The following is a 24,143-nucleotide window of genomic DNA, read 5'->3' as shown; positions in this document are numbered from 1 at the left end:
ACCGTAAATACCGCTCAATGTGGGCAGTGACTGTGCCTGTGACGTCCTCAGCGGTTTTATTTACGCCAAATGAGAATCGGCACTGCCCGGATGTAGACAAGCTCACCCACCAACTCAACCAGCGTCTGGGTGATGACCGCTGCGGCTGCAAGCCCTCGTATTTCTTCAGGCAATGCCAGGGCCAGCGGAAGAACCACCAACGAGTTACGTGTGGCGGTACTGAAAGTAACCGCTCTCGCCGTCGAGGCGGGCAGTTTATAAGCTCTTGAAGCGAGTGCGCCCACTACGGGGGCCAAAAGCATGAAACCGATATACACCGGGATCACCGGTAAAAGCTGGTCGATATCACGTACCACCGGCGAGATTTGCGACCCAACCACCGCAATGAGAACTGCCGCCATCGCAGGGACTGGCATCCATGCCCATACGGTGTTCCAGCTACATACGACCCGCGAGCGCTTAGCCAAGGCTGCTGTAACCACCGCGAACAACAAAGGCGCGACAATCAGTGCGAGAAACGCTTCAACGAAAGGGCCTATCGAGATAACGACTTCGGATTGCTCCCCTAGCATGAAAGCCAAATACACAGGCAACAGCACAAGCTGCAACAGCAAGAGGATGGGGGTTGCTGCAAGAATCGCACGCGAGTCGCCTTTGCCAATGTGAGTAAAGACCACCACGTAGTCGATACAGGGGGTGAGCAAAACCAGAAGAGCGCCGATTAGGATTGCCGGGTGGTCTGCGAGCCCTCTGGTTAGTGCCCACACCAGCAGTGGAATCAGTACGAAATTGGCGATAAGCAAGGCTGACATGAAGCGCTTGTTGCTAAGACTTTCGCGAAGATCAAGAAAGGGAATTTGCAGGAACATCGCGTACATCAGCACGGCGATGGTCGGGGTCACTAATGCGTTCAGGCTCTGCGCAGCTGCAGGAGCTATTAACCCACCGATTGCCGCTGCAATGACCGCAACGAAATAGATCGGTATCTGGTTTTGTTCAAGCGCATCCCTACTCATAGCATCCTCAAGGAGGAAAAAACGTCAGCTTACATTAGGTAGCGGAGAGCGTGGGGGCACTCTTGGATGGCCTGAGCCTTGAAGGATTGAGATAGGCGCAGCGTCTGGCTACTGAACGAGTGTCTGCTGACGGTACAAGGGCGCGGTGTTCAAATGACACCGTGCTCTAGCATCGTGGAGATAGCCAAGTGCATTTGCAGATATCAGGCAGATCAATGTAAGGCCTTCGGCCCGTATCATTTTGCCCTTCTTGCTACACGCTGACAGCGATGGCTTGTTGCTGATATGAATTACATGCGAAGGAGTAGAGTTTAGTTCTCTAGCGTGGCGTTTTATATTCTCAGTTAGGCTATTGGATATGGAGGGGGTTAAATAAAAAAAGCGCCCCGAAGGGCGCTGAGGGTACACCTCTTTCCAAAGGAGCTCGGGAGCTTCTAGAGGTGAACATCGTTCGGAAGTGAGCAGTTAGTCAGCTTTGGTTTCTTTTTTAGTATCGGTATCGATCCGATCTTGGCTGCTGTTCTTAACCTTTGACTCGTCCGCCTGCTTGGCGGCGGGCTTAGTTCCGTGAATTCGTTTTTGATCTGCTCGAAATCTTTCCTGAAATTTCATTGAGCGGTCGTAACCATCTCCTCTTGCATAAGTCTGTGTTGAGGCCGCAAGAAGTAACGATCCAATAATCAGGGCTTTCAATATCTTCATAAGGCAGGCCTCGTAAAATTCAATTAATAGCTTGTCGAGTTTTATGGACAAGTTCTGCAAGTTCGAATGAATTTTACTAGATGGAAGCTAACAGCAGCGTGAGCTCAACATTACATTCTTGAAATCTAATCACTATCTTTCTTGTTATGCATGAGCAGGCAGGGCTTTTAGAGCCCGCCCGCCCATCCATTTTTAGAGCACGCTCAGTGGGTACTCGACGATCAGACGAACCTCGTCCAGATCCGACTCGTAATCCGTTGCGCGGGTAGTCATCTGGCGAACACGGAAGGACATCTCTTTCAGTGAGCCCGTTTGGACGACGTACTTGGCTTCGATGTTGCGTTCCCAGCGCTTCTGGTCAGTCAGCGGGTTGCCATCGGCATCACGACGCATATACACACTGTTGGCGTCGGAATAGTCCGCATCTGTACCCAGCGCATAGCGCGTCATGAAGGTCAGTCCAGGAACGCCATAGCTGGCCATATCTAGGTCGTAGCGCAGCATCCAGGACTTCTCTTTCGGCGAGTTGAAGTCGCTGTACTGAATAGAGTTGTCGAGGAAGATGGAATCAGACTGGCGCAGGTAGTCGAAATCATCGTCGCCGTTGTTGCGCTGGTGCGACAGGGCAACGCTGTGTGCACCGAACTGCACACCCACTTTGCCGCTGTAAATGTCGTTATCGAACTCACCCAACAGCTGCTGGCCGTCATCAACAGCTTTGTAGTAGTTCAAGCCACCGAACAAGGAAACACTGTCGGTCAGCGGGTAGGTGAAGGACGTACCGGCATAGTGCTGCTTCCAAGCATCCTTGAGTTGGCTGCTATAGAGACTAAAGCTCAGGTTGTCATTTAGCGAATAGTCACCGCCGAAATAGGCAACCCATGGAGACGCGACAGAGCCCGCATAGAAGGTTGCGAACTCATCACGCATGGTGCTGACCTGCGGCTGGCTCATGGCATGCAGGCGGCCACCCTGAAGGGTCAAACCATCAAAGCTTGTGTTCTCAACCGTAACGCCGCGAAAGCTTTCCGGTAGCAGGCGGGAGTCACCGTAGTGAACCACCGGCGTCATGGGGAACACATCACCCACTTTGACAACGGTGTCGAATAGCCGGGCTTTTACTGCACCACCCACTTTGGAGTAGTTATCTTCGGCTTCACCATCACTATTTACCGGCAGCAGATTAACAGTACCACCTGGGCCATATCGACCATCCCCGGTATCCAGTTTAAGGCCGAGCATGGCGAAGGCATCAATACCAAAGCCTACGGTGCCTTGGGTAAAGCCCGACTCGAACTGGCCAATGATCCCGTGTGCCCAAGCTTCAGTATAACCATTGTCAGTGTTGCTCGACTGACCTTTACGAAAGTCACGATTCATGTAGAAGTTACGGTTGAGAATATTGAAACTGCTACCTTCTACAAAACCTTCGGCTTGCTCTTCTGCGGCCGCCATGAGCGGAGCTGCACTGACAATCGCCGAAAATACTGCAAGGGATAGTTTGGTTTTATTAAGCATTTATTGCTCCTTTATAATTGGCAGTTATTAGTCTAGTTTTCGCCATGGCGTTCTTATAGGTATTGCACCCTCAAGCGCTCTGCGCCTTTGGGGAGCTGAGCCCTATCCTTGCAAGCTGAAGATAACTTGAAGATGATTGGAAAATTACAATTCTGTAATCTTCACAAGGCGGCAATGAAAGTTGTCTTAAAGCGACATTTGAATTCAGATTTTCAATAGAATCCGACGGGTAGGTCGAGAGAGCTCCAGCCTTGATCAGGCCGAATGTTCATGACTGCCAGCTCATAGGACGGTGCACTCAGATAGATCGATAGCGCCGGGCTGATGTGACAAGCCGGCTGGGGGTGACGCCGGTTGATCTTGTTTGGATGCTCGTAAGCGTCCACCCGAATCACCTTGCGTGATTCGGGCATGCTGCTCACTCCCGCCGTGTAAGCCAGCATTTCGCTGACGAGCTGGAGCTGGCAGGCGCACTGCGTATATTCCAGCTCATGGCAGTAATGGTGCATGAAACTGTGACCGCATGGGTGTGAATAGCCATGGGCTCAGCGCTTACCAGACGAAGAGTTGGTTGATGCGACCAAGAACCTAGCAAGGTGCGATTACTACAGCGGCTGAGAGTTTCCGTAGTTAAAGCCATTTGCCGCCAAGGTTGCCCAGCGGCGCTGACGGTGGGCGTAGAACAGGCGCGCAAATAGCCAGACGAACGGAGTGAGGACGCCCGCCTTGATGGTCACGCTATCTCGGTAAAGCGTTCCGCCGTTGACCTCTTGTGCCGTAATGAGGTGATCCCACTTGCTGATCAGCGGGCTGTAGCCGTTGTCTCTTAGCATGAAAATCTGAGCATTTTCCGTCTGCGGGTATGTAATCACAATCGCCTGACGGCCAATGGGAAGTACGCCGAATAACTTCAGCTTGACCCAGTAAGTGCCCTCGCTCCAGGTGCCAGGAAACTCAACGGGAGTCAGCGGGCTGAAACTCAGCAACGGTGATGCAACCTGATGCAGCAGACGTGGCGTGCGCACCTGGGCGATCACCTCTGCCAGTGAGCATGGCAGCTGGGTAGAGATATCAATTTGCATGGGCGCAATCACCGACCGGATTGAGTTTACTTGTCATCGGCAAGCAAGGTCTGTGGTTCTTCGGGAACCGGCATGGGCTTGAACGCACTGATTCTGGAGCGGCCTGTATTGCCGAGGGGCACCCAGATTTTGGAGAACAACAAGGCCGCGAAAATGCGCGGTATTTGCCCGGCCACCTCGCGATAATCGCCAATTTTCCAGCCGAGCGTGAGCATCAGCCAGTGTGACCTGGCATGCAGCAAAGGTTGGCGCTGAGTCAGGATGTGCGCGCGCTCCAGCCATTGAAAGGCATCTGTACTGCGCTGTTCCTGCATGGCCTGCCGGGCCTGCTGAAAGGCTTGTTCAATTGCGAGTTGCAATGCTGCTTTCATCTTCAATCCTCCGATCCTACTTTTTAAGCAGGCGCAGGCCGTTGAACACCACCAGCAGGCTGACGCCCATGTCGGCAAAGACGGCCATCCACATCGTCGCCTGCCCCGTTAGGGTAATGGCGAGAAACAGGGCCTTGATCCCTAACGCCAGCACGATGTTCTGCTTGAGGATGGCGGCGGTCTGTTGAGACAGGCGGATGAAGGCCGGGATCTTGCGCAGGTCGTCATCCATCAAGGCCACATCCGCAGTTTCGATGGCAGTGTCTGTGCCTGCGGCGGCCATGGCGAAACCGATTTCAGACTTCGCCAGCGCCGGCGCATCGTTGATGCCATCGCCGACCATCCCAACAACGTAGCCGCGCGCTTGCAATGCTTCAACGGCCTGCAATTTGTCGACTGGCAGGAGATTGCCGCGTGCCTCGTCGATGCCTACCTGCTGTGCAATCGCATCTGCGGTGTGCGGGTTATCGCCGGTCAGCATTGTGGTCTTCACGCCAAGCGCGTGAAGTTCCTCAATTGCCTGGCGGCTGGAGTCCTTGACGGTATCGGCAACGGCGAACAGGGCAATGGCACGCTGCGGATTGCACAGCACCACCACTGTTTTACCTTGGCGTTCGAGACGCTCCAGCGTCGCTTCCAGCTCGGGTGAGCAGAGGCCAAGCTCTTCCACCAGACGGTGGTTACCCAGGTGGAAATCTATGCCTTCGATGGTGCCTCGAACACCTCGACCCAGTAGGGCTTCGAATCCCTCAACGGCAGCAAACGTCAGGCCATTCTCAGTGGCATGCTTGGCTATTGCCTGCGAAACCGGGTGGTCAGAGCGACTGGCGAGACTGGCAGCATGAGTACGGTAGAGTTCTGAGTCCTGTTCAACCAACGGCATGTAATCGGTCTGTACCGGCTTGCCATGAGTAATGGTTCCGGTTTTGTCGAGTGCCAGGACGCCAAGCTTGCCACCGATTTCCAGATAGACGCCGCCTTTGACCAAAATGCCTTTACGCGCCGCCGCTGCCAGGCCACTGACAATGGTGACGGGCGTCGAGATGACCAAGGCGCAAGGGCAAGCGACCACCAGCAGCACCAAGGCACGGTAGATCCAGTCGTACCAGGGCTCGGCCATGAAGAGTGGCGGCACAATGGCGATAGCCAGGGCGAATAGGAATACGACAGGGGTGTATACCTTGGCGAACTGATCGACAAAGCGCTGGGTCGGCGCACGTGAACCCTGCGCCTCTTCGACCGCGTGAATGATACGTGCCAGCGTGGTGTTGGCTGCGGCGGCCAGGACGCGGTATTCCAAGGAGCCGGCTTCGTTGATGGTTCCTGCAAAAACCGGATCGCCGATGGTTTTCTCTACAGGCAGGCTTTCCCCTGTGATGGGCGCTTGGTTGATGGTGGAATTCCCGGAAGTTACCTCGCCATCGAGACCGATTCGTTCGCCCGGTCTTACCCTGACCAATGCGCCTACGGCGATGGTTTTAACGTCAACTTCAAGCCATGTGCCATCGATCTGCTGCACCGTGGCGCGCTCCGGCGTCAGATCCATCAGGCCGCGTATGGCATTGCGCGCCCGATCCAGCGACTTCGCTTCGATCAACTCGGCGACAGAAAAGAGGAACATGACCATGGCCGCTTCTGGCCATTGTCCAATCAGCACCGCACCGGTCACCGCGATACTCATCAGCGCATTGATGTTCAGGTTACGGTTCTTCAGCGCGATCCAGCCCTTTTTATAGGTCGTCAGGCCGCACAGCAGAATGGCGAGCAGCGCCATGCCAGCCACAGCCCAATCTGGCGCAAGCTCGGCAAAGTGGATCACTTCCGCCGATACGGCGGCCACGCCCGATAGCGCCAAGGGCCACCAGGCCTTCTTGCGCGGGGTGCTTTGCGTTTCTTCGTTTGCTGTTGCGGAACCCTCAACCACTGGCGTGAAACCAAGCTCGCGAATAGCTGCCAGTGCTGCTGGCAGTGCTTCTGCTGAGTGGCTGAGCGTCAGTACGCGCTGAAGCAGGTTGAACTCCAACGCACTGATGCCGGGTAGCGAGGTCAGCTTGTCGCGGATTAGCTTTTCTTCCGTTGGGCAGTCCATCTGTTCGATTTTGATGCGGGCTTGCCCTTCAGCAGATAGCGGCTCTGCTTGCATACCCAGGGACGAGATTGCCGCTTCGATAGGCGCGGTCGACGGCAAGCTGTGCCATACCCCAAGAATCCGATTGATCAGGTTGAAGTCGAGCTTATCTATGCCTGCGAGCTTGCTCAGTTTGTCCTGAATCAGCGTCTGCTCAGTAGGGCAGTCCATTTGCGCAATGCGGAAGCTGCTGAGCCTGGAGCCGGTTACGGCATTTACTGCTGTAGCCGCTGTGGCAGAGCACTTGCTTGCTTCGTTGGAGTCACAGCAGACATCCTTTGAAACCGCTTCAGGTTTGTATTCGTCACCGCAGCAGCCAGCCATGAAGGTATCCTCGTTGAACAGTTGTGCAGAGTGAACACCCTGAAGCCACTACAGGGTCAAGCGTTTGCTGAAGAGGTAACTCATGAAGATTGGAGAGCTGGCCAAGCTTGCCGATTGCCAAGTTGAAACGGTTCGCTATTACGAGCGCGAGGGGCTGTTGCCCGCTCCGGCCCGCAGCGAGGGTAATTACCGCCTGTACAGCAGTGAGCACCTTGAGCGACTTACGTTCATCCGTAACTGCCGAACACTGGACATGACCCTGGACGAGATCAGAAGCTTGTTGGCGCTGATGGATCGGCCAGAGGGGAACTGTGAGGGTGTGAATAGCTTAGTGGATGAGCACATTGAGCATGTGCAAGCGCGCGTGACCAGCCTGCTGGCCCTGCAACAACAGCTGGTTGAGTTACGACACCGTTGCGCCTCTGAGCGCGGCGTAGACGAGTGTGGAATCCTCCAGCGCCTGAACACCACTGGCGGTGTCAGTGCGCTTCCGGATGATGGCCACACTCATGTTGGGAAAAGCCACCGCCACTAAACATGCGCCACCACCTGCCATGCGAGGCACGCTACATGGCAGGTGGTGAGTCTGGCTCAGCTGTATGCAGACGGTTAGCGCTTATTTGCTTTGTTCGACTTCAGCTTTGACCAGATCAATCAGTGGCTGCGCGCCGAAACTCAATAGCGGCTTGCCATTCACAAAGAACGTGGGCGTCTGGCGCACGCCAGCAGCCTGGGCATCCTGAGAGTCCCTTTTCAGGGCCTCGGTGATATCGCCAGCCATCATCTCCGCACGGGCCTTTTCCACATCCAAGCCTGCCGCTTCAGCAGCTTCCCAGGCCTTCTGCACCAGTGGGTCACTGTGCCATTGCGGTTGCGCCACCATGAGTGCTTCCAGAACAGGCTCGAAGACCCCCTGCTTGCGTGCAGTTTCGAGGATTCTTGCTGCTGTTTCAGAGCCTTCATGGAAGAGGACGTAACGCAGCACCAGGCGCACATCATTCGGGTTGTCAGCCAGGATCTGTTTCACTACTGGAAAGAAGGCGCGGCAGGCCTCGCAGGACGGATCGAAGAACTCAACGATGGTTACGGGCGCATTGGCGGTGCCGATAACGGGCGAATGGAAGCGCACCAACGAGCTAGCCACTGGAGCAACTGGCGGGGTCTCTTCACTTACCGAATATCGATCATAAAAGAATGCCGCAGCAGTGAAGCCGAGCGCAGTAAGAATGCTGATGACGAGGACGATTGCACGTCTGCTCATAGGGAAGACCTCCGACGGATGAGAACAAGAAGAACAGCGATAAGGGTGAATGCGACCAGCGAAAGCAGTGGCAGAGGGACGCTGCCGAAAATCGTCATGTCAGCGCTGGAGCAGGACGGGCCTGCCCCGCAGGGCTTGATGCTCTCCGGTATGGCCCCAAAGTAGAGCAGGCTGTGGTAGAGCGCGATGAGCCAGCCCACGACGGTAACCGGCAACGCATAACGCCAGACCCCGAAATCCGAGGTGTAGCAACCAACGGCCAGAATCACGACCAGTGGAAACATGAATGCGCGCTGGAACCAGCAGAGCACGCAGGGCGTTTTGCCCATGACCTCGCCGATGAACAAGGCGGCTAAGGTCGAAACCAACGCAATACCCCAGGCCATAAGCAACAGGCTCCAGGGGCTGGGAAAGCGAGTGTTTGTCTCTGTTTCCATCATGGTTGATATCTACCCTCTACAGAGGTGGGTGGCACGGGAACTACCGTCGACGCGATATCGTTCGTGGTGACGTCTTGAGCCAGTGCATCTGCCATGCCCATGAGCATCAGCACGATAGCGAGCAGTAATAAGCGCATCGGGCGGCGCAGGTGCGCAAACAACGCCCCTGGCTCGCGCGGAGAAAGCGATTGCATAAGTTGATCCTGGATTGCAGTGGTCTTTAGCCGCAGTGCGGCTGTGCTTAGATCACGCGGCTGGATCGCGGAGGGCGCTCAATCAAGTAGACCAGGCGAGTTGGTGCGGCTTCATCCGGCAGGGTAGTCAGGATGTTGCTTTCTGCCTGTGCTGGCAGGATAAGCAGCGGCCCAAGGTAAGGGGTCTCGTGCACATGGTCGGCAGTCATCGGCGAGTGCTGGTGACCTGCACAAAAGACGCAAGAGGGGGCTGCCTCTGTGAGCAAGCTACTGTGCGCGGCTTCGCTCTTGAATCCCGCTTGCGGCTCTGCACCAACCAACAGGGAAGACATATGCCAACCCATGACCAGCAGCAATGCCAGGCTCAGTGTAAGCACTACTTGGATTGTGACCTTACGCCTGGGCATCGGGATGATGTCGATATGTATAGAGGTGAGAGGTATTTGCTCCGACCCTCATGGGTATGAAGATACGGTCGCCGTACGAATTTCTCCGCAATGAGACCATTCTCGGGGAGTAGGCACAAGCACCATGGCGATACCTGTGCGGCTTAGGTGGGGCGGGCTAGGATGCATGATGGAAAAATCAGTGCTTCCGTTTTTGGCCAATGATCGAATTTTCAGGGTGCCCAGTTTGGGTCGACCTTGCCCTTTTTAACCTGCAAGTACAGGCCTGAAGCAGCCATTGATGAATGACCATTGGCCGTTAGCGCTGCTTGCCTTATCCCTAGCTAACCATCCTTGTCCTCCCTAACGCGGAGAGCAAACCATGACTTTGAGTGAACCATGACAAGAGATGCACTAGAGCAGAACCAAGTACCGATCTACTTCGTAGCGGTTATTGTCGCGGCGATTGGCGGATTGCTGGCTCCGAATACCGCCCAGGGATTGTCGGTCTTGGTCACGCCCACCATCGCTGTTCTGATGTATGCGATGTTTCTTCAGATTCCGTTGCTGAACCTTAAAGATGGCTTGCACAACAAGCCCTTCATGGCTGCGCTCCTAGTCGCCAACTTTGTTTTGATTCCTCTCCTGGCTTGGGGGCTGACCCGCTTCCTGGATGGACATCCCGCCATCCTGATTGGCGTGCTATTGGTGCTACTGACGCCCTGCATCGATTACGTGGTCGTGTTCACCCACATTGGCCGGGGTGACTCACGCCTGATCCTTTCGGCGACGCCGATTTTGCTGTTACTTCAGCTTGCTCTTTTACCGCTCTACCTGGGGCTTATGCTGAGTGATACTTCGGGGGTGGTCGTGTCGATAGGCCCCTTTGTCGAAGCCTTTCTGGCACTCATCATGGCCCCGCTGATCCTGGCACTGCTGACAGAAGCATTGGTAAAGCGCTCCGCAGCGGTGAAGACATGGGCTGATGCTTGGGCCTGGTTACCTGTGCCGGCCATGGCGGCGGTGCTCATAGCCGTGGTCGGCTCGCAGATTGCTCCCGTAGTGAATGAGATCGGCAGGCTTGCTCCCGTACTGCCGATCTACATCGCCTTTGCCTTCTTGGCTCCCGTAATCGGTGCACTGGTCTCCAAGGTGTGCAAGCTGCCTGTGCGGTCGGCAAGGGCTGTGATCTTCAGCAGCTCGACGCGCAACTCACTGGTGGTGCTGCCCCTTGCATTAGCGCTGCCTGAACAGCTGCGGGGGCTCGCCGCCGCTGCGGTGATTACCCAGACCCTTGTCGAGCTGGTTGCTGAACTGGTCTATGTCCGGGCTGTGCCAGCGTTTCTTTGCCGTGATCGTGCCGAGACTAGCGAACCGCTCAACGGCTGAACCTGCTCCGGGTTGGTCACGTGACATCGATAGCGGACGTAGGACAACATCTTGTTGCGGATGTCTGCTTTTGGCCGGTTTCTGCCTGTGGCTGCCGGAGTACTGGTTGCCAGCTATGTCGCAATCGCCCATGCGGCACGGTAGTCGTGTCGCAGATTTTGGGCCCCAATCTTGAATAGCAACGCCCCTTGGATTGGCTCGCTACACATCGGGCCGGCCCAGAAAAGGTGAGTCAGGAACAGGTCGTTGATATCCCCGGAAAGACCAGCAATGATCCCAGGCGTGGAGATGAAGAAGGAGTTATGATCTTCATGACACGGCTTGGCCTCTTTCTGAATTGAGTCAGTGGAGCCGATCAGGCGTCGGATAGAAGCCCTGAGGCAGAAATGCCTGATAGTCCATTAGGGATTGGTATCCACCTGGGTGGAACGAGGCGATGACATAGAAGCTTCCTGTGTATGTGTGGAGCACCCAGAACTCTCCCTCCAGTTCGATACGCAGGATGTCCGAGGTGCGGATCAGACGCCCATCGGCAAATCGCCCACCGAGCGGATCAGCCCTGACATGTCGATGCATTACTCCCAGGCAGCAGCATGCCGCGATATGGGCATCAGTGAGATAGGCCGTGACCGGCTGGCTGAAAGGGTATGCCTGAGCCTTGCGCAGCTTCCGCATATTCTCGGGAGAAATTGGGCGCATTACTGCTCCTCACAGATCAATGATCAACTGCTGGTTGAGGCCGTGTGTTCACCGGGATACTCAATGGCTTAAATCAGGCATGCGATGGTGTCGGCGCTGGCAGGCTTGCGAGTACCGGGGCCCAGTAGCAGGTACACAGAATTGAGCGTTCTGAAATGAAATCCCTCGCTGAACTGATGCAGTAGCGAAGTTCTCACGAAGTCGCCGACATCCCATCGTCGCTCGCTGTCGAAGACAACCTGGTGCGCATAGATCAAAGCCGGCTGGCGTTGTGTCTTCTCCAGGGCATGCCGTTGAGCGTCCGTGGTCTCTATATCGAGCCACAGCCAGTCACGCACCAGGCAAAAATTTCCATAGGGGAAGTTCTTTCGGGCATAGCTGAGTGCCTCTTCGTCGGACATGGGGCTGCCGGGCATGGACACCCCTACTGCGTAAAGTAGCTCTGTGATTTCTTTCAGTGAATTCATGGTTGATTGATCCATATCCTCTGAGGATGGCTTGTGACATTCCGGGCAATAGCTGGGGCAGCTAGCTGCCCACTACCGCTCATGGAGTCTGCTGCATGTTGCAGGCCTGACGTGCTAGGAAAGTGCTTGCTGGCGCAGCTGAGTGCCTTTTTATCCGACATTGAGCTGCCTGGCATAGGCAGGCTGAAACCCGGAAAAAGTTCAGCCAGCGGAGTGAGGTCGGCCATTTTACTTAGCCCAGCCCGGGTAGGTGTAAGGGAAGTCTGGCTCTAGTCGCGCGAGTTGGAGTGCGCTTGTGAGGGCTTCTGCATCGGCGAAGCCTGCACGACCTGACCCTTTGCCGATTGTCGTGACCAGATGCTCCATGATCAGTTCCAGTCTCTTGGTCGCCGACCTGAGGCTAAGCAGGTCCAGGTTGGCGATGACATTGCACAGTACATCTATCGCCTGCGGCAATTGATCAATCGAGACGGTGCCGAAGCTGCCCCCGAAGACTGTCGTGAATTCTCGCTCCATCCTTGCGACCCGCGTGATTTGCCCGTTGGGGGCCCCGTGCATGCTCTGCCAGAGCGTTATTGCGTTAAGGATTTCTTGGGGCGTGGGAGTTAAAAACTCTTTTGGACGTTTGGTAGTCATGACGGCGGCCCTGAGTTAGAGCGCCGGTTGGCGGTTTTTTTGAAGCGAGGAGAGCATCTTCCTGAGAGTGTGGACCATCTGTTCTTGTTTCTTGAACAGCTGTAGTGATCTTCGCAGATCAGCATTTTTCTCCAGCATCTGTGCGGTGTCTTGATCGGCCCTGTTCCATGCAGAGCGATACTTATTAAGGCACTCAATGGCTGCGCGTCTGCTATCCGGGCAAAGTTGATCCAGGATGTGGTCAATGAAGTCTGGGGTTAGTCGTAGCGGCAAGTAGTAGAGCGAGCCCCCAGCTTCCTGTGCCTCTTCAACACGGAGTTCGCCTCCAAACTCTGTGATGGCAAGCTCTGCCAGGGATGTTTGTGCGCCGAACAACTGAAGCAGCGATTTCAGTTCCACGCGGAGTTGCAGCGATTCCATGTTCATCTTGAGCTGAAGCTTGCCGCCTGCGGGTGTGGTTTGTGTCGTGGTGTTCATGGGCTTCTCCAGTAATTTGAGAATCTGATTTGTATTTATTGACAGCGGTATGTGGCTGGTGGTAGCGAAACAAGGTAATGCTATGCCATCACGATGTGTCGCGTCAAAGGTGGCTTGATACTTCCTTTTCTGAGCGCGATAGATGAGCTACGAAAAGGTGTTGGGTGAGGTAGTTAGAGACGTGAGGCTTCGGGCTGGCCTCACGCATGAAGCTTGTGCTGAAGTCGTCAACGCTACCCACTTACGTCAGATCGAGAAGGGGCTGGCCGCAGTCAGAATTGACACGCTGGTAGCCCTATGTGGAGTGCTGGGCGTTTCACCGAGCCAATTGCTTTTGGTTGCTGAGGCGCGCTCGGCTGGTCAGGCGGTTGAAGAGCACCTTGGCGCGAACAACAAGCAAATTCGGTTGCTTCTGGAGGCCGGGCGGTTCGAGCCTGTCACCTCAAAAGATGCAGCGAGAGGAATTCGTGGCCAGAAGGCTGATGCGACCCGCGATGAGACTCGTCGATTGCAGACCGAAGGCCTATCTAAAGCTGATATCGCGCGTCAGTTAGGCGTTACGGTGAGGACAGTCGAGCGTTATTGGGTCAAGCCTGCCACTCAGAAGTGACTAGGCGGCATTTAAATTGGGTTTCACGTCTTATGCGACATCGTCCGTGTGTTGCTGCGGGAGAGTGCGACAGCTCAAGTGAGTCGCAAACGAGGTGCGGCAATACTCACTGCGTGTCGCGCTTCCGGCAATACGCAGCTCCTTTCTCCGGCCTGAACACCTAATCCCGTACCCGTTTGGGCGGTAGCACAAGCCCATTGGCGTGCTGCCTGGGTGTCGAGCTGCGAGCTAAAGCGCTCGTTTCGTTCCGTCGCAGCAAAAAAGAAACGGTACGCAAAACGGTACGCAAATTTTTTATCGAGCCCATAAACGAAAAAAGCCAGCACGGTGGCTGACCTAAGTCGTTGTTTTATATGGTGGGCCCACACGGACTCGAACCGTGGACCAAAGGATTATGAGTCCTCTGCTCTAACCAACTGAGCTATGGGCCCTCAGAGGCGGGCGGATTATACCGGTGCCTTCTCGGCAGCGCCAACCGAATGGCGCGGGCTGAGGAAGTTTTGTGCGAAGGCGTCCGCATGGATCGCGCGGCTGATGACGAAGCCTTGGATCTGTTCGCAGCCTTCGGCGGCGAGGAACAGTTCCTGGGCTTTGGTTTCCACGCCTTCGGCGATTACGGTCAGTTGCATGCTGCGGCCCAGGGCGATGATGGCGCGCACGATGGCGACGTCGTTGCTGTCATTGGGCAAGCCGCGCACGAAGGACTGGTCGATTTTCAGGGTGTCGACTGGCAGGCGTTTGAGGTAGCTGAGGGAGGAGTAGCCGGTGCCGAAGTCGTCAATGGCCAGCTGGATGCCGAGGTTCTTGAGCTGGAGCAGCAGTTTCAGGGCTTCTTCGGCCTGATTCATGATGAAGCTTTCGGTGATTTCCAGTTGCAACAACTCGGCCGGCAGGTGGTGTTCTTCCAGCAGGCTGGAGATGCGTACCAGCAGGTGCGGTTGGCGCAGTTGTACGCCGGTGAGGTTGACCGACAGCGGGCCGAAGGGCGCGTGTTGCTGCCGCCACTGTTGCATCTGCCAGCAGGCCTGGCGCAGCACCCAGTCACCGAGGGTGATGATCAGGCCGGTTTCTTCGGCCAGCGGGATAAAGCGGTCTGGCGGAATTTCGCCGAACAGTGGGTGGTGCCAGCGCACCAGGGCTTCAGCGCCAATCAGGCGGTTGCTGCTCAGGCAGCGTTTGGGTTGGTAGTAAAGCAGCAGCTGTTCCTGCTCGATGGCGCGGCGCAGTTCACGTTCCAGGGCCATGCGTTCGGTGGCCTGGAAGGTCAGGTCGCGAGTATAGAGCTCCACGCGGTTGCGCCCGCGCGCCTTGGAGCGGTACATGGCGGCGTCGGCGTTCTTCACCAGGGTGGCAACATCCTGGCCATCTTCGGGGTAGCGACTGATGCCGATGCTGGCGCTGATAAACAGTTCTTGCCCGTCGAATTGGAAGGGCTGGTTGAAGCATTCGAGCAGTTTGTGCGCCACCAGTTCGGCGTCGTCTTTCTGTGGCAGGCCGGGCAGCAGGATGATGAATTCGTCGCCGCCCAGGCGTGCGACGGTGTCGATGTCGCGCAGGTGGGCCTTGAGTCGTTCGGCGATGCTCTTGAGCAGCTGGTCGCCGACCGGGTGACCGAGGCTGTCATTGATGTGCTTGAAGCGGTCGAGGTCGATAAACAGCACGGCGCCCATGCGCTGGTCGAGCAAGGCATCTTCGATGGCGGCGCGCAGGCGGGTTTCGAACAGGGTGCGGTTGGGCAGGCCGGTGAGTGGATCGTGGTGGGCCTGGTGATCCAGGCGCGCCTGGGCGTGCTTGAGTGAGCTTATGTCGGCGAAGACCCCAACAAAGTGGGTGATGTGTTCGCTGCTGTCACGCACTGCGCTGATGGTCAGCCATTCGGGGTAGAGCTCGCCGTTTTTGCGTTTGTTCCAGATCTCACCTTGCCAGTGCCCCGAGGCGCTGAGGTTGTGCCACATAGCGGCGTAGAAGGCGCTGTCGTGGTTGCCGGAGGCCAGCAGGCGCGGTGATTGACCGAGGGCTTCGGCTTCGCTATAGCCCGTGATGGTGGTGAAGGCGCGGTTGACTGCGGTGATGCGCTGCTGCAGATCGGTGATCATTACGCCTTCGGCGGTACTTTCGAAGACAGTGGCCGCTTGTTGCAGATTTTCCTGCATCTGCTCGCGTTCGGTGACGTCGCGGGCGATGGTCAGCATGCAGGTTTCGCCTTCGATGGGGATCGGCTGTACTGACATTTCACAGGTGCGCATGTTGCCGTTTCGGGTGCGGATCAGTGCGCGGAAGTCCTTCACGTAGCCGTGCTGTTGCACCTGGGTAATCATCTGCGTGCGGTCATCCGGATTGGCCCAGATGCCCAGTTGCAGGGTTGAACTGTCGGTGGCTTCATCCATGCTGTAGCCGGTGATGCGGCTGAATCCTTCGTTGACGTCGAGCAGCCGGCCATCGCTGAGGCGGGTGATCAGCAGCCCGTCGGGGGAGGCGTGGAAGGCTTTGGCGAATTTGTCTTCTGAGAGTTGCAGACGCTGCTGGGTGTCCTTCAGTTCGCTGATGTCGCGAGCGGCGACGACCAGGGTGCTGTTGTTATCCAGGGTGACTTTCTGCGCAGAGATCAGTGCCGTGAACTGGCTGCCATCGCGGCGGCGGAAGGTGCCTTCGATATTGTGCGAGTTGCCGACAAGCAGTCGCTGCAGAATACGCGGGCCGCTGCCTTGCTCGATCCACAGGTCCAGCTCCGAGGTGGTGCGGCCGATGGCCTCGTTGGCACTTATGCCGAACTGCTGCTCGAAGGTGCTGTTGATGGCCAGCAGGCGACCATCCTGTGCGTTGAGCAGGGCGATAATGTCCGGGCAGTTGTGGAACACCGAGGCGAACTTCTGCTCGGACAGGGCCAGGGCTTGCTCGGTGCGTTTGGTTTCGGTGATGTCGATCAGCAGGCCACGCAGCATCTGCCTGCCGTTTGCAGGCGACAGGGTAATGATGTCGCGCACCCAGACTTCACGGCCATCGGTGGCCAGCATGCGGTAGTCCATGCTGTGGTCGCGGCCAGCCTCGGTTTCGCTGCGGCAATAGTCGAGGGTGCGGCGGGCGTCATCGGGGTGCAGGACGCGCTCGATAAATCCCGGCTGCAGCCAGTCCTGTGCGGGGTAACCGAGCAGTTTTTCCGCCTGGGGGGCGACGTAGGTGAAACGGTAGTCGTGCAAGTCCATCTGCCAGGCAACGGCGTTGAGGCTTTCCACCAGGCCGCGATAGTGTTGTTCGCTGTTGCGCAGCTCATCTTCCAGTGTGGCGCGACGATTCATTTCGCTGCGCAGGCGATGATTGATGCGCAGGATGCTGAAAATGATCAGCAGGGCTGCCAGCAACCCGGGCAGGCCGAACAGCAGCAGGCTGCGCCAGAAGGGTCGCTGATCAATAGGCTCACCCATCCAGCGCTGTTCGATCTCGGCAATCTCAGTGGGCGTAAGCTCGCCTAGCAGTTTGTCGATGATCCCGGCCAGGGTGTCCTGATCCTTGGGTACGGCCATGGCCAGTTGGTAACGGTAGGGGGTTTGCCCACTTATAACGATGCCGTCGAGCTTGAGTTGGCGCAGGTGCCAGACGCTGGAAGCCAGGTCACCCACCATGGCATCAGCCTGGCCGGCGGCCAGGGCCTGTAACGCTGCGGCGACGTTCGGCCGTGGCCAGAGGCGCAGCTCGGGGTGTTTTTCGCGCAGCAGTTCGTGGGTGGCATAGCTGTCAACCACAGCCACCCGTAATCCTTGCAGCTCACGTAGTTTGCGCGGTTGCGGGCCTTGCTCCTGGGTCAGGATGACAATCGGGAAGTCCAGGTAGGGGCGGGTGAAGGTCAGGTACTGGCGGCGCTCCGGTGTGGCCATCAGGCTGGGTAACAGCTGTATCTTGCCGGTTCGGGCATCAGCCAGTACTTCACTCCAGTTGCGTGCGGGTGCGGGTGCGGGGCGTAGCTTGATCGGCAGGCGTTGTTCGAGCAGTGCGACGTAATCGGCAGCCAGGCCTTGGTAGCGTTCGTTCTCGTCGATGAACTCATAAGGCGGCCAGTTGTGATCGACCCCGAGGCTGAGTTCAGGACGTGCTGCTAGCCACGCCTGCTCCTCTGCAGTCAGTTCCAGACTGACTGCGGGCAGGGACCAGCAAGCCAGACACAACAGGAGAGTGGCCGAAACACGCGACATGGGCGGGCTCGTTCTTATGGGCGTGGGAAAAGTGTAGACCTGCCCTGCCGGCCTGGGTAGCTGGCCATAATGCAAAACCCCCGACAGGGCCGGGGGTTCTGGTGTTACTCGTCGAGGAAGGAGCGCAGGTGCTCGCTTCTCGTCGGGTGGCGCAGCTTGCGCAGCGCCTTGGCTTCGATCTGACGAATCCGCTCGCGGGTTACATCGAACTGCTTACCAACTTCCTCAAGGGTGTGGTCGGTATTCATGTCGATGCCGAAGCGCATGCGCAGTACCTTGGCTTCACGTGCAGTGAGGCCGGAGAGTACTTCGCGGGTGGCTTCCTTGAGGCTTTCCACGGTCGCCACGTCGATCGGCGATTGCATGGTGCTGTCCTCGATGAAGTCGCCCAGATGCGAGTCTTCGTCGTCGCCGATCGGGGTTTCCATGGAGATCGGCTCTTTAGCGATCTTCAGTACCTTGCGGATCTTGTCCTCAGGCATTTCCATGCGCTCGCCCAGCTCTTCCGGGGTCGGCTCGCGACCCATTTCCTGCAGCATCTGCCGGGAGATGCGGTTGAGCTTGTTGATCGTCTCGATCATGTGCACCGGAATACGGATGGTGCGCGCCTGGTCGGCGATCGAGCGGGTGATCGCCTGGCGAATCCACCAGGTGGCGTAGGTCGAGAACTTGTAACCGCGACGGTATTCGAACTTGTCCACCGCCTTCATCAGGCCGATGTTGCCTTCCTGAATCAAGTCGAGGAACTGCAGGCCACGGTTGGTGTACTTCTTGGCAATCGAGATCACCAGACGCAGGTTCGCTTCAACCATCTCTTTCTTCGCGCGACGGGCCTTGGCCTCGCCGATCGACATGCGACGGTTGATGTCCTTGATTTCAGCCAGGCTCAGCTCGCACTCGGCTTCCAGGGCAGACAGCTTTTGCTGGCAACGCTGGATGTCGGCTTGCAGGTTACCAATGGCTTCGGCGTACTTGGCCTTGCCCTTGGCCAGTTGCTCGGCCCAGGTCTGGTCAACTTCATTACCAGGGAACAGGCGCAGGAAGTCGGCGCGCGGCATGCGGGCATCACGTACGCAGAGTTGCATGATGGCGCGCTCCTGAGCGCGCAGGCGCTCCAGGGAGCTGCGCACACGCACGACCAGTGCATCGTACTGTTTAGGTACGAGCTTGATCGGCATGAACAGCTCGGCCATGTCTTTCAGCGCGGCATTGCCTTGCTTGCTGTTGCGGCCGTGCTTTTTCAGGGCCTTCTTGGCGAGTTCAAGGGCTTCGCCGATCGCGGTGAAGCGGCGCAGGGCCTCTTCTGGATCCGGACCGCCGTCGCCTTCTTCTTCCTCGTCCTCGCTGTCGCCGTCTTCTTCGTCATCGTCCTTGTCGTCGGCGGCATCACCGTCGCTGGCCGGAACAGGAGCTGCGGCTTCGGCGGGTACGCTGCCGTCATCCGGGTCGATATAGCCGCTAAGGACTTCGACCAGGCGACCACCTTCGGTGGTGACGCGGGTGTACTCAGCCAGGATGCTGTCGACAGTGCCCGGGAAGTGAGCCACTGCACCCATGACTTCGCGGATGCCTTCCTCGATGCGTTTGGCGATTTCGATTTCGCCTTCGCGGGTCAGCAGTTCCACGGTGCCCATTTCACGCATATACATGCGTACGGGGTCGGTGGTGCGGCCGATATCGGTTTCAACGGCCGCGAGTGCGGCAGCGGCTTCTTCAGCAGCTGCTTCGTCGGTGTCGGCTTCCGCCAACAACAGGGCGTCCGCATCCGGAGCACTCTCGAATACGTTGATCCCCATGTCGTTGATCATGCGGATGATGTCTTCCACCTGTTCCGGATCGGAAATATCCTCCGGCAAGTGGTCATTGACCTCCGCGTAAGTCAGGTAACCCTGCTCACGACCGCGGCTGATCAATTCTTTCAAACGAGACTGCTGTTGCGCTTTTCCGGACATAACACCCTATCCACTGAAGGTCTTGGCGGGCAAAAAACAAGCCGCGGATTATACCCGAGTAACACCCCTAAGCGCCAGTTGGACTCGGGATTACCGGTGATGCATTACGGCTCAGCAAGCTGCGCAGCTGATCTTTCTCTTCTGCGCTCAACTCGCTTTGACGGGCTTTGCGCAGCAAATGTTCCAGGCTGCGCTCGCGTTGGCGGGCTACAAGACTAGTTATAGTGTCGAAAAACTGTTGTTCAAGGTTGTCGGCCGAAATCAGCCATTCCTTTTCTGCCAGGGCGCGCAGCAGGCGGCCCTGTTCCGTGCCGTGCCAGCGTGCAATCAGTTGCAGCGAGCGCAGTCTGGGGTTCTTTTGCAGGGCGCCGAGCAGGGCGACCAGCAGTTGGGCGTAGGTGTCGTCTTCGGCAGCGAAGTGGCTGACATCCTCGACCTTCTGCGCCAGTTGCGGGTGGTGCAGCAGGGTGCGCAGGGCGCTCAGGTGCGGTGATTCAACGCTGACAGCGGTGTGCGGTGCGCGTGGGGCAAAATCGCCCTGGCCCTTTTTGCTCCATTTGCCGCCGTCTTTCTTCCAGTTTCCTTTGCCTGGGTTGCGCTCGAAGGTTGGCGCAGGGCTGGGGTTTTCGTATTCGTTGTTGTGTGGCTCGACATCGTAATAGGCGCTGTCGGGGATGTCGGCGTAGTTCGGGTGATCGCTCGGTGGTGCGCTGTTGTGGTTGGGCTGGCTACTGCGTGCGCCGGGTGCCATTTGTTGCAGGGCTTCGCCGGACAGGCCGGTGATCTCGCTCAGGCGCTGACGCATCAAGGTGCGCAGGTTGTTGCCGGGGATCTTGTCGATCAGCGGTGCGGCGAGGGTCATCAGGTGCGCTTTGCCTTCCAGAGAGCGCGGGTCGGCTTCTTCGCTGAGTTGCTGGAAGAAGTAATCGGCCAGGGGTTGAGCGTGCTGGTTGATGCGTGCGCGGAAGGCGTCAGTGCCTTCGCTGCGTACCAATGTGTCGGGGTCTTCGCCGTCGGGCAGGAACAGGAAGCGCGCGCGGCGGCCGTCCTGCAGGTTCGGCAGGGTGGCTTCGAGGGCGCGCCAGGCGGCGTTGCGTCCTGCTGCGTCGCCGTCAAAGCAGAACAATACGCTGGGCACCAGGCGGAACAGGCGCTTGAGGTGTTCTTCACTGGTGGCGGTGCCGAGGGTGGCCACGGCATTGCGCAGGCCTTGCTGGGCCAGGGCGATGACGTCCATGTAACCTTCGACCACCATGATTTCGTCGAGGTCGCGGTTATGTTTGCGCGCCTCGAACAGGCCGTACAGTTCCTGGCCTTTATGGAAAACCGGGGTTTCCGGGGAGTTCAGGTATTTCGGTTTTTCGTCGCCCAGTACTCGGCCGCCAAAGGCGATCACGCGGCCACGGCTGTCGCGAATCGGGAACATGATGCGGTCGCGGAAGCGGTCGTAAACCCGTTTGGTTTCGGCGTTTTCGATCAGTAGGCCGGCATCGATCATGGCCTTCTGTTGCAGGCTGTCGCCCCCAAGCTGTTTGAGCAGGTTGTCCCATCCGGGCGGGGCGAAGCCCATGCCGAAGTCGCGGGCGATCTCGCCGGACAGGCCGCGACCTTTAAGGTATTCAATTGCGGCTTTGCGCTGCGGGTGGCTTTTCAGCGCTTGTTTATAGAATTCGGTGGCGGCGGTCAGTAACGGGTAGAGCGGTGAGTCAGTGGGTTGTCGCGGTTTGTTGCTGCGCGTGCCTTCCTCGCGCGGTATTTCCATGCCGGCGCGTTTGGCCAAGTCCTCGACGGCCTGGAGAAAATCCAGTTGGTCGTGATCCATGACAAACCCCAGGGCGTTGCCGCCGGCGCCGCAGCCAAAGCAGTAATAGAACTGCTTGTCCGGGCTGACGCTGAACGAGGGGGTTTTCTCTTTATGGAAGGGGCAGCAGGCGGTGTAGTTCTTGCCGGCCTTTTTCAGCTGGATGCGCGAAGCGACCACATCGACGATGTCGGTGCGGTTGAGCAGGTCATCGATAAAAGACTGTGGGATCAGGCCGGCCATAGGCGCTCAGAATACTGTTATGCGCTGGGGCAGAACAGGTCAGGGCAAAAACTAAAAGACTCCGGTCGTCACCCGAAGGTGGCGCGGAGTCTAAAAGCGAAACCCGGCCGAAGCCGGGTATCAGGCAGTGCGCGTGTAACTAGCGGTGGGCGTTAGCCCGCTGCTTAGTACAGGCGAACGCTGCGGCGCTGCTCGCGCTGCACTTTCTTGGCGTGACGCTTAACAGCAGCAGCTGCTTTGCGCTTACGCTCGGAAGTCGGCTTTTCGTAGAATTCACGGCTGCGAACTTCAGCCAGAACACCGGCTTTTTCGCAGGAGCGCTTGAAACGACGCAGAGCTACGTCGAAGGGTTCGTTCTCTTTAACTTTGACGGCTGGCATCCAGGGCGTACCTTCTTTATTACCGGGGGTAACGTTGCTCCTGGCATTAGGCGCTGGAGAACGTAGGTTTTTAAGGGTTGCGGATGTTACCGCCTCATCGCGAGGAATGCAAAGCCTCTGATCGAAAAGCGCTGGCCGGCTCGCGTCAGCGGCCATTATCATGCGCGCCTTCGAAGTTGCACACATTACTACAAGGCACTGCCCATGCTGGTTCTGGGATTGGAAACCTCCTGCGACGAAACCGGTGTCGCACTGTATGACAGCGAGCGCGGCCTGCTGGCGGACGCGCTGTTCAGTCAGATCGATCTGCACCGTATCTATGGTGGCGTGGTGCCCGAATTGGCCTCGCGCGACCACGTCAAACGCATGCTGCCGTTGATCCGTCAGGTGCTCGACGAGGCGGGAAAGGACAAGGCTGACATCGACGCCATCGCCTACACCGCAGGCCCTGGCCTGGTCGGTGCGTTGCTGGTTGGCGCTTCCTGTGCGCAGGCGCTGGCCTTTGCTTGGGGGATTCCGGCGCTGGGCGTACACCATATGGAAGGCCACCTGCTGGCGCCGATGCTGGAAGAGCAACCGCCGGCCTTTCCGTTCGTCGCCTTGCTGGTTTCAGGCGGGCATACCCAGCTGGTGCGTGTGGATGGCATTGGCCAGTACCAACTGCTCGGCGAGTCCCTGGATGATGCGGCAGGTGAGGCCTTCGACAAGACGGCCAAACTGATGGGCTTGCAGTACCCCGGCGGGCCGGAGATTGCCCGGTTGGCGCTGAATGGCACGCCGGGGCGCTTCAAGTTCCCCCGACCGATGACTGATCGACCGGGGCTGGAATTCAGCTTCAGTGGTCTGAAGACCTTTACCCTGAATACCTGGCAGCAGTGCCAGGCTGAAGGGGACCATTCCGAGCAGACTCGTTGTGATATCGCCTTGGCATTCCAGCAGGCGGTGGTCGAGACCCTCACCATCAAATGCAAACGTGCGCTCAAGCAGACTGGGCTGAATAACCTGGTGATTGCTGGTGGTGTGAGCGCCAACAAGGCGCTGCGTCAGGCGCTGGAGCAGATGCTCGCCGAGTTGAAGGGGGCGGTGTTTTATGCGCGGCCGGCGTTTTGCACGGATAACGGCGCGATGATCGCCTATGCCGGCTGTCAGCGTTTGCTGGCGGGGCAGCACGAAGATCTGGCGATCAAGGTGCAGGCGCGCTGGCCGATGGAGCAACTGCCAGCGCTATAAGCGGTGGCATGATGAGCCAGATTCAGGTTGGGCGTTAGAAATGCCGCTCACGGCCGGCGAACAGATCGCGTAAATTGCCGCGATGGCGCCAGACGATCAACCCGGTGAGGGCGCACATCGGCAATAAGGCTGCTGGTTGTTGCCAGGCCAGCAGTGGCAGGGTCAGCGGCGTGGCAATTAGTGAGGCCAGCGAGCTGGTACGGGTCAGTGCGAATGTCAGGGCCCAGGCAGCGAGTGCCAGCAGGGCGGCCGGCGGGTAGAGGCCGAGCAGCATGCCGGCGGCAGTGGCCACGCCCTTGCCGCCCTGGAAGCGAAAATACACCGGGTAGAGATGGCCGATCACGGCGGCGAGGCCGATCCAGGCCTGCTGTTGAACGTCGAGGCCGAGCAGGTTGGCGGCCAGTACGGGCAATAAGCCTTTGCACAGATCGCCGAGCAGCGTGAGGATGGCCAGGCGTTTGCCGGCGACGCGCAGCATGTTGGTGGCGCCGGGATTCCCCGAGCCACTGGCACGCGGATCCGGTCCGCCGGCCAGGCGGCTGAGCAGAATGGCGAAGGACAGCGAGCCGAGCAGGTAGGCGAGGGTCGCCAACAGCCAAAACATGGTATCCATTCCGGGCGAGGGAGCCCTGATTCTAACTAGGTGCGAC

22 protein-coding genes and 1 tRNA gene are annotated in these 24,143 nt (G+C 57.7%); 4 read left to right on the top strand and 19 right to left on the bottom strand.

Annotation, left to right across the window (positions count from 1 at the left end; all coding sequences use genetic code 11):
- Positions 1 to 56: 56 nt before the first annotated feature.
- From IOD17_RS11765 to IOD17_RS11740, 6 genes are all read right to left on the bottom strand, one after another.
- Positions 57 to 1,016: an arsenic resistance protein gene (locus IOD17_RS11765; RefSeq protein ID WP_090256269.1), complete on the bottom strand. Its 960-nt coding sequence runs from the start codon at positions 1,014 to 1,016 to the stop codon at positions 57 to 59.
- 465 nt (positions 1,017 to 1,481) lie between these two features.
- Positions 1,482 to 1,718 (bottom strand): hypothetical protein, encoded by a 237-nt coding sequence (locus tag IOD17_RS11760; protein WP_143003857.1) that lies wholly within the window; start codon positions 1,716 to 1,718, stop codon positions 1,482 to 1,484.
- Positions 1,719 to 1,910: 192 nt separating this feature from the next.
- The gene (locus IOD17_RS11755; protein WP_026088463.1) at positions 1,911 to 3,236 is read right to left on the bottom strand and encodes an OprD family porin; all 1,326 of its coding nucleotides are present in this window, start codon (positions 3,234 to 3,236) and stop codon (positions 1,911 to 1,913) included.
- 605 nt (positions 3,237 to 3,841) lie between these two features.
- Positions 3,842 to 4,318, bottom strand: a complete 477-nt coding sequence (locus IOD17_RS11750; RefSeq protein WP_017675705.1) for a hypothetical protein — start codon at positions 4,316 to 4,318, stop codon at positions 3,842 to 3,844.
- A 26-nt stretch (positions 4,319 to 4,344) separates the two neighbouring features.
- Positions 4,345 to 4,689, bottom strand: coding sequence for a DUF3703 domain-containing protein (locus IOD17_RS11745; RefSeq protein WP_170050748.1), 345 nt, complete (start codon positions 4,687 to 4,689; stop codon positions 4,345 to 4,347).
- Between the two features lie 16 nt (positions 4,690 to 4,705).
- Positions 4,706 to 6,988, bottom strand: coding sequence for a heavy metal translocating P-type ATPase (locus IOD17_RS11740; protein WP_045633917.1), 2,283 nt, complete (start codon positions 6,986 to 6,988; stop codon positions 4,706 to 4,708).
- Positions 6,989 to 7,223: 235 nt separating this feature from the next.
- Between IOD17_RS11740 and cadR the strand changes: the two genes are divergently transcribed.
- The gene (cadR, locus tag IOD17_RS11735; RefSeq protein ID WP_009686167.1) at positions 7,224 to 7,676 is read left to right on the top strand and encodes a Cd(II)/Pb(II)-responsive transcriptional regulator; all 453 of its coding nucleotides are present in this window, start codon (positions 7,224 to 7,226) and stop codon (positions 7,674 to 7,676) included.
- An 81-nt stretch (positions 7,677 to 7,757) separates the two neighbouring features.
- Here the strand turns inward: cadR and IOD17_RS11730 are convergent, their stop codons facing one another.
- From IOD17_RS11730 to IOD17_RS11720, 3 genes are read right to left on the bottom strand one after another with little or no spacing between them, the layout of a single operon-like run.
- On the bottom strand, positions 7,758 to 8,402 hold the full coding sequence (locus tag IOD17_RS11730; protein WP_009686168.1) for a DsbA family protein: 645 nt from the start codon (positions 8,400 to 8,402) through the stop codon (positions 7,758 to 7,760).
- Positions 8,399 to 8,842: a disulfide bond formation protein B gene (locus IOD17_RS11725; RefSeq protein WP_081430179.1), complete on the bottom strand. Its 444-nt coding sequence runs from the start codon at positions 8,840 to 8,842 to the stop codon at positions 8,399 to 8,401. Before IOD17_RS11725 ends, IOD17_RS11730 begins: the two co-directional genes overlap by 4 nt.
- Positions 8,839 to 9,036: a hypothetical protein gene (locus tag IOD17_RS11720; protein WP_009686170.1), complete on the bottom strand. Its 198-nt coding sequence runs from the start codon at positions 9,034 to 9,036 to the stop codon at positions 8,839 to 8,841. Before IOD17_RS11720 ends, IOD17_RS11725 begins: the two co-directional genes overlap by 4 nt.
- A gap of 785 nt (positions 9,037 to 9,821) precedes the next feature.
- Between IOD17_RS11720 and IOD17_RS11715 the strand changes: the two genes are divergently transcribed.
- The gene (locus IOD17_RS11715) at positions 9,822 to 10,811 is read left to right on the top strand and encodes an arsenic resistance protein (RefSeq protein ID WP_074857882.1); all 990 of its coding nucleotides are present in this window, start codon (positions 9,822 to 9,824) and stop codon (positions 10,809 to 10,811) included.
- Positions 10,812 to 11,153: 342 nt separating this feature from the next.
- Here the strand turns inward: IOD17_RS11715 and IOD17_RS11710 are convergent, their stop codons facing one another.
- From IOD17_RS11710 to IOD17_RS11695, 4 genes are all read right to left on the bottom strand, one after another.
- Complete coding sequence (locus tag IOD17_RS11710; RefSeq protein WP_075750106.1) at positions 11,154 to 11,510, bottom strand: hypothetical protein; 357 nt, start codon at positions 11,508 to 11,510, stop codon at positions 11,154 to 11,156.
- Positions 11,511 to 11,578: 68 nt separating this feature from the next.
- Positions 11,579 to 11,977 carry a DUF6957 family protein gene (locus tag IOD17_RS11705; RefSeq protein ID WP_075750104.1) on the bottom strand — a complete coding sequence of 133 codons (399 nt, stop codon included), beginning with the start codon at positions 11,975 to 11,977 and terminating at the stop codon, positions 11,579 to 11,581.
- A 228-nt stretch (positions 11,978 to 12,205) separates the two neighbouring features.
- Positions 12,206 to 12,613 (bottom strand): hypothetical protein, encoded by a 408-nt coding sequence (locus IOD17_RS11700; protein ID WP_156886319.1) that lies wholly within the window; start codon positions 12,611 to 12,613, stop codon positions 12,206 to 12,208.
- 15 nt (positions 12,614 to 12,628) lie between these two features.
- Positions 12,629 to 13,090 (bottom strand): hypothetical protein, encoded by a 462-nt coding sequence (locus IOD17_RS11695; protein ID WP_075750100.1) that lies wholly within the window; start codon positions 13,088 to 13,090, stop codon positions 12,629 to 12,631.
- A gap of 142 nt (positions 13,091 to 13,232) precedes the next feature.
- Between IOD17_RS11695 and IOD17_RS11690 the strand changes: the two genes are divergently transcribed.
- Positions 13,233 to 13,700, top strand: coding sequence for a helix-turn-helix domain-containing protein (locus IOD17_RS11690; protein WP_017675687.1), 468 nt, complete (start codon positions 13,233 to 13,235; stop codon positions 13,698 to 13,700).
- Between the two features lie 354 nt (positions 13,701 to 14,054).
- On the opposite strand, the gene IOD17_RS11685 is transcribed toward IOD17_RS11690, so the two are convergent.
- The 5 genes from IOD17_RS11685 to rpsU all read right to left on the bottom strand — a co-directional run bounded on the left by IOD17_RS11685 (position 14,055) and on the right by rpsU (position 22,263).
- A tRNA-Ile gene (locus IOD17_RS11685) sits at positions 14,055 to 14,131 on the bottom strand.
- 15 nt (positions 14,132 to 14,146) lie between these two features.
- A complete protein-coding gene (locus IOD17_RS11680) occupies positions 14,147 to 17,887 on the bottom strand; it encodes a bifunctional diguanylate cyclase/phosphodiesterase (protein WP_233685276.1) in 3,741 nt (1,246 codons plus the stop codon).
- Between the two features lie 104 nt (positions 17,888 to 17,991).
- Positions 17,992 to 19,839 carry an RNA polymerase sigma factor RpoD gene (gene rpoD, locus IOD17_RS11675; RefSeq protein ID WP_233685275.1) on the bottom strand — a complete coding sequence of 616 codons (1,848 nt, stop codon included), beginning with the start codon at positions 19,837 to 19,839 and terminating at the stop codon, positions 17,992 to 17,994.
- Between the two features lie 67 nt (positions 19,840 to 19,906).
- The gene (gene dnaG, locus IOD17_RS11670) at positions 19,907 to 21,883 is read right to left on the bottom strand and encodes a DNA primase (protein ID WP_233685274.1); all 1,977 of its coding nucleotides are present in this window, start codon (positions 21,881 to 21,883) and stop codon (positions 19,907 to 19,909) included.
- Between the two features lie 164 nt (positions 21,884 to 22,047).
- Positions 22,048 to 22,263: a 30S ribosomal protein S21 gene (gene rpsU / locus IOD17_RS11665; RefSeq protein WP_003296736.1), complete on the bottom strand. Its 216-nt coding sequence runs from the start codon at positions 22,261 to 22,263 to the stop codon at positions 22,048 to 22,050.
- A 204-nt stretch (positions 22,264 to 22,467) separates the two neighbouring features.
- Between rpsU and tsaD the strand changes: the two genes are divergently transcribed.
- Entirely contained in the window at positions 22,468 to 23,493 is a 1,026-nt protein-coding gene (gene tsaD, locus IOD17_RS11660; RefSeq protein WP_233685273.1) for a tRNA (adenosine(37)-N6)-threonylcarbamoyltransferase complex transferase subunit TsaD, read from the top strand.
- A gap of 34 nt (positions 23,494 to 23,527) precedes the next feature.
- Here the strand turns inward: tsaD and plsY are convergent, their stop codons facing one another.
- Positions 23,528 to 24,097, bottom strand: coding sequence for a glycerol-3-phosphate 1-O-acyltransferase PlsY (gene plsY / locus IOD17_RS11655; protein ID WP_233685272.1), 570 nt, complete (start codon positions 24,095 to 24,097; stop codon positions 23,528 to 23,530).
- Between the last annotated feature and the right edge of the window lie 46 nt (positions 24,098 to 24,143).

The sequence above is a fragment of the Pseudomonas anguilliseptica genome, assembly GCF_021375795.1.
Lineage (GTDB): Bacteria > Pseudomonadota > Gammaproteobacteria > Pseudomonadales > Pseudomonadaceae > Aquipseudomonas > Aquipseudomonas anguilliseptica_A.
This window is presented reverse-complemented; position numbering and strand designations above follow the sequence as displayed.

Bases quoted from the DNA above. Each gene is read 5' to 3' on its own strand.
- IOD17_RS11765 (WP_090256269.1), bottom strand. From the start codon at position 1,016: ATGAGTAGGGATGCGCTTGAACAAAACCAGATACCGATCTATTTCGTT.
- IOD17_RS11760 (WP_143003857.1), bottom strand. From the start codon at position 1,718: ATGAAGATATTGAAAGCCCTGATTATTGGATCGTTACTTCTTGCGGCC.
- IOD17_RS11755 (WP_026088463.1), bottom strand. From the start codon at position 3,236: ATGCTTAATAAAACCAAACTATCCCTTGCAGTATTTTCGGCGATTGTC.
- IOD17_RS11750 (WP_017675705.1), bottom strand. From the start codon at position 4,318: ATGCAAATTGATATCTCTACCCAGCTGCCATGCTCACTGGCAGAGGTG.
- IOD17_RS11745 (WP_170050748.1), bottom strand. From the start codon at position 4,689: ATGAAAGCAGCATTGCAACTCGCAATTGAACAAGCCTTTCAGCAGGCC.
- IOD17_RS11740 (WP_045633917.1), bottom strand. From the start codon at position 6,988: ATGGACTGCCCTACTGAGCAGACGCTGATTCAGGACAAACTGAGCAAG.
- cadR (WP_009686167.1), top strand. From the start codon at position 7,224: ATGAAGATTGGAGAGCTGGCCAAGCTTGCCGATTGCCAAGTTGAAACG.
- IOD17_RS11730 (WP_009686168.1), bottom strand. From the start codon at position 8,402: ATGAGCAGACGTGCAATCGTCCTCGTCATCAGCATTCTTACTGCGCTC.
- IOD17_RS11725 (WP_081430179.1), bottom strand. From the start codon at position 8,842: ATGATGGAAACAGAGACAAACACTCGCTTTCCCAGCCCCTGGAGCCTG.
- IOD17_RS11720 (WP_009686170.1), bottom strand. From the start codon at position 9,036: ATGCAATCGCTTTCTCCGCGCGAGCCAGGGGCGTTGTTTGCGCACCTG.
- IOD17_RS11715 (WP_074857882.1), top strand. From the start codon at position 9,822: ATGACAAGAGATGCACTAGAGCAGAACCAAGTACCGATCTACTTCGTA.
- IOD17_RS11710 (WP_075750106.1), bottom strand. From the start codon at position 11,510: ATGCGCCCAATTTCTCCCGAGAATATGCGGAAGCTGCGCAAGGCTCAG.
- IOD17_RS11705 (WP_075750104.1), bottom strand. From the start codon at position 11,977: ATGAATTCACTGAAAGAAATCACAGAGCTACTTTACGCAGTAGGGGTG.
- IOD17_RS11700 (WP_156886319.1), bottom strand. From the start codon at position 12,613: ATGACTACCAAACGTCCAAAAGAGTTTTTAACTCCCACGCCCCAAGAA.
- IOD17_RS11695 (WP_075750100.1), bottom strand. From the start codon at position 13,090: ATGAACACCACGACACAAACCACACCCGCAGGCGGCAAGCTTCAGCTC.
- IOD17_RS11690 (WP_017675687.1), top strand. From the start codon at position 13,233: ATGAGCTACGAAAAGGTGTTGGGTGAGGTAGTTAGAGACGTGAGGCTT.
- IOD17_RS11680 (WP_233685276.1), bottom strand. From the start codon at position 17,887: ATGTCGCGTGTTTCGGCCACTCTCCTGTTGTGTCTGGCTTGCTGGTCC.
- rpoD (WP_233685275.1), bottom strand. From the start codon at position 19,839: ATGTCCGGAAAAGCGCAACAGCAGTCTCGTTTGAAAGAATTGATCAGC.
- dnaG (WP_233685274.1), bottom strand. From the start codon at position 21,883: ATGGCCGGCCTGATCCCACAGTCTTTTATCGATGACCTGCTCAACCGC.
- rpsU (WP_003296736.1), bottom strand. From the start codon at position 22,263: ATGCCAGCCGTCAAAGTTAAAGAGAACGAACCCTTCGACGTAGCTCTG.
- tsaD (WP_233685273.1), top strand. From the start codon at position 22,468: ATGCTGGTTCTGGGATTGGAAACCTCCTGCGACGAAACCGGTGTCGCA.
- plsY (WP_233685272.1), bottom strand. From the start codon at position 24,097: ATGTTTTGGCTGTTGGCGACCCTCGCCTACCTGCTCGGCTCGCTGTCC.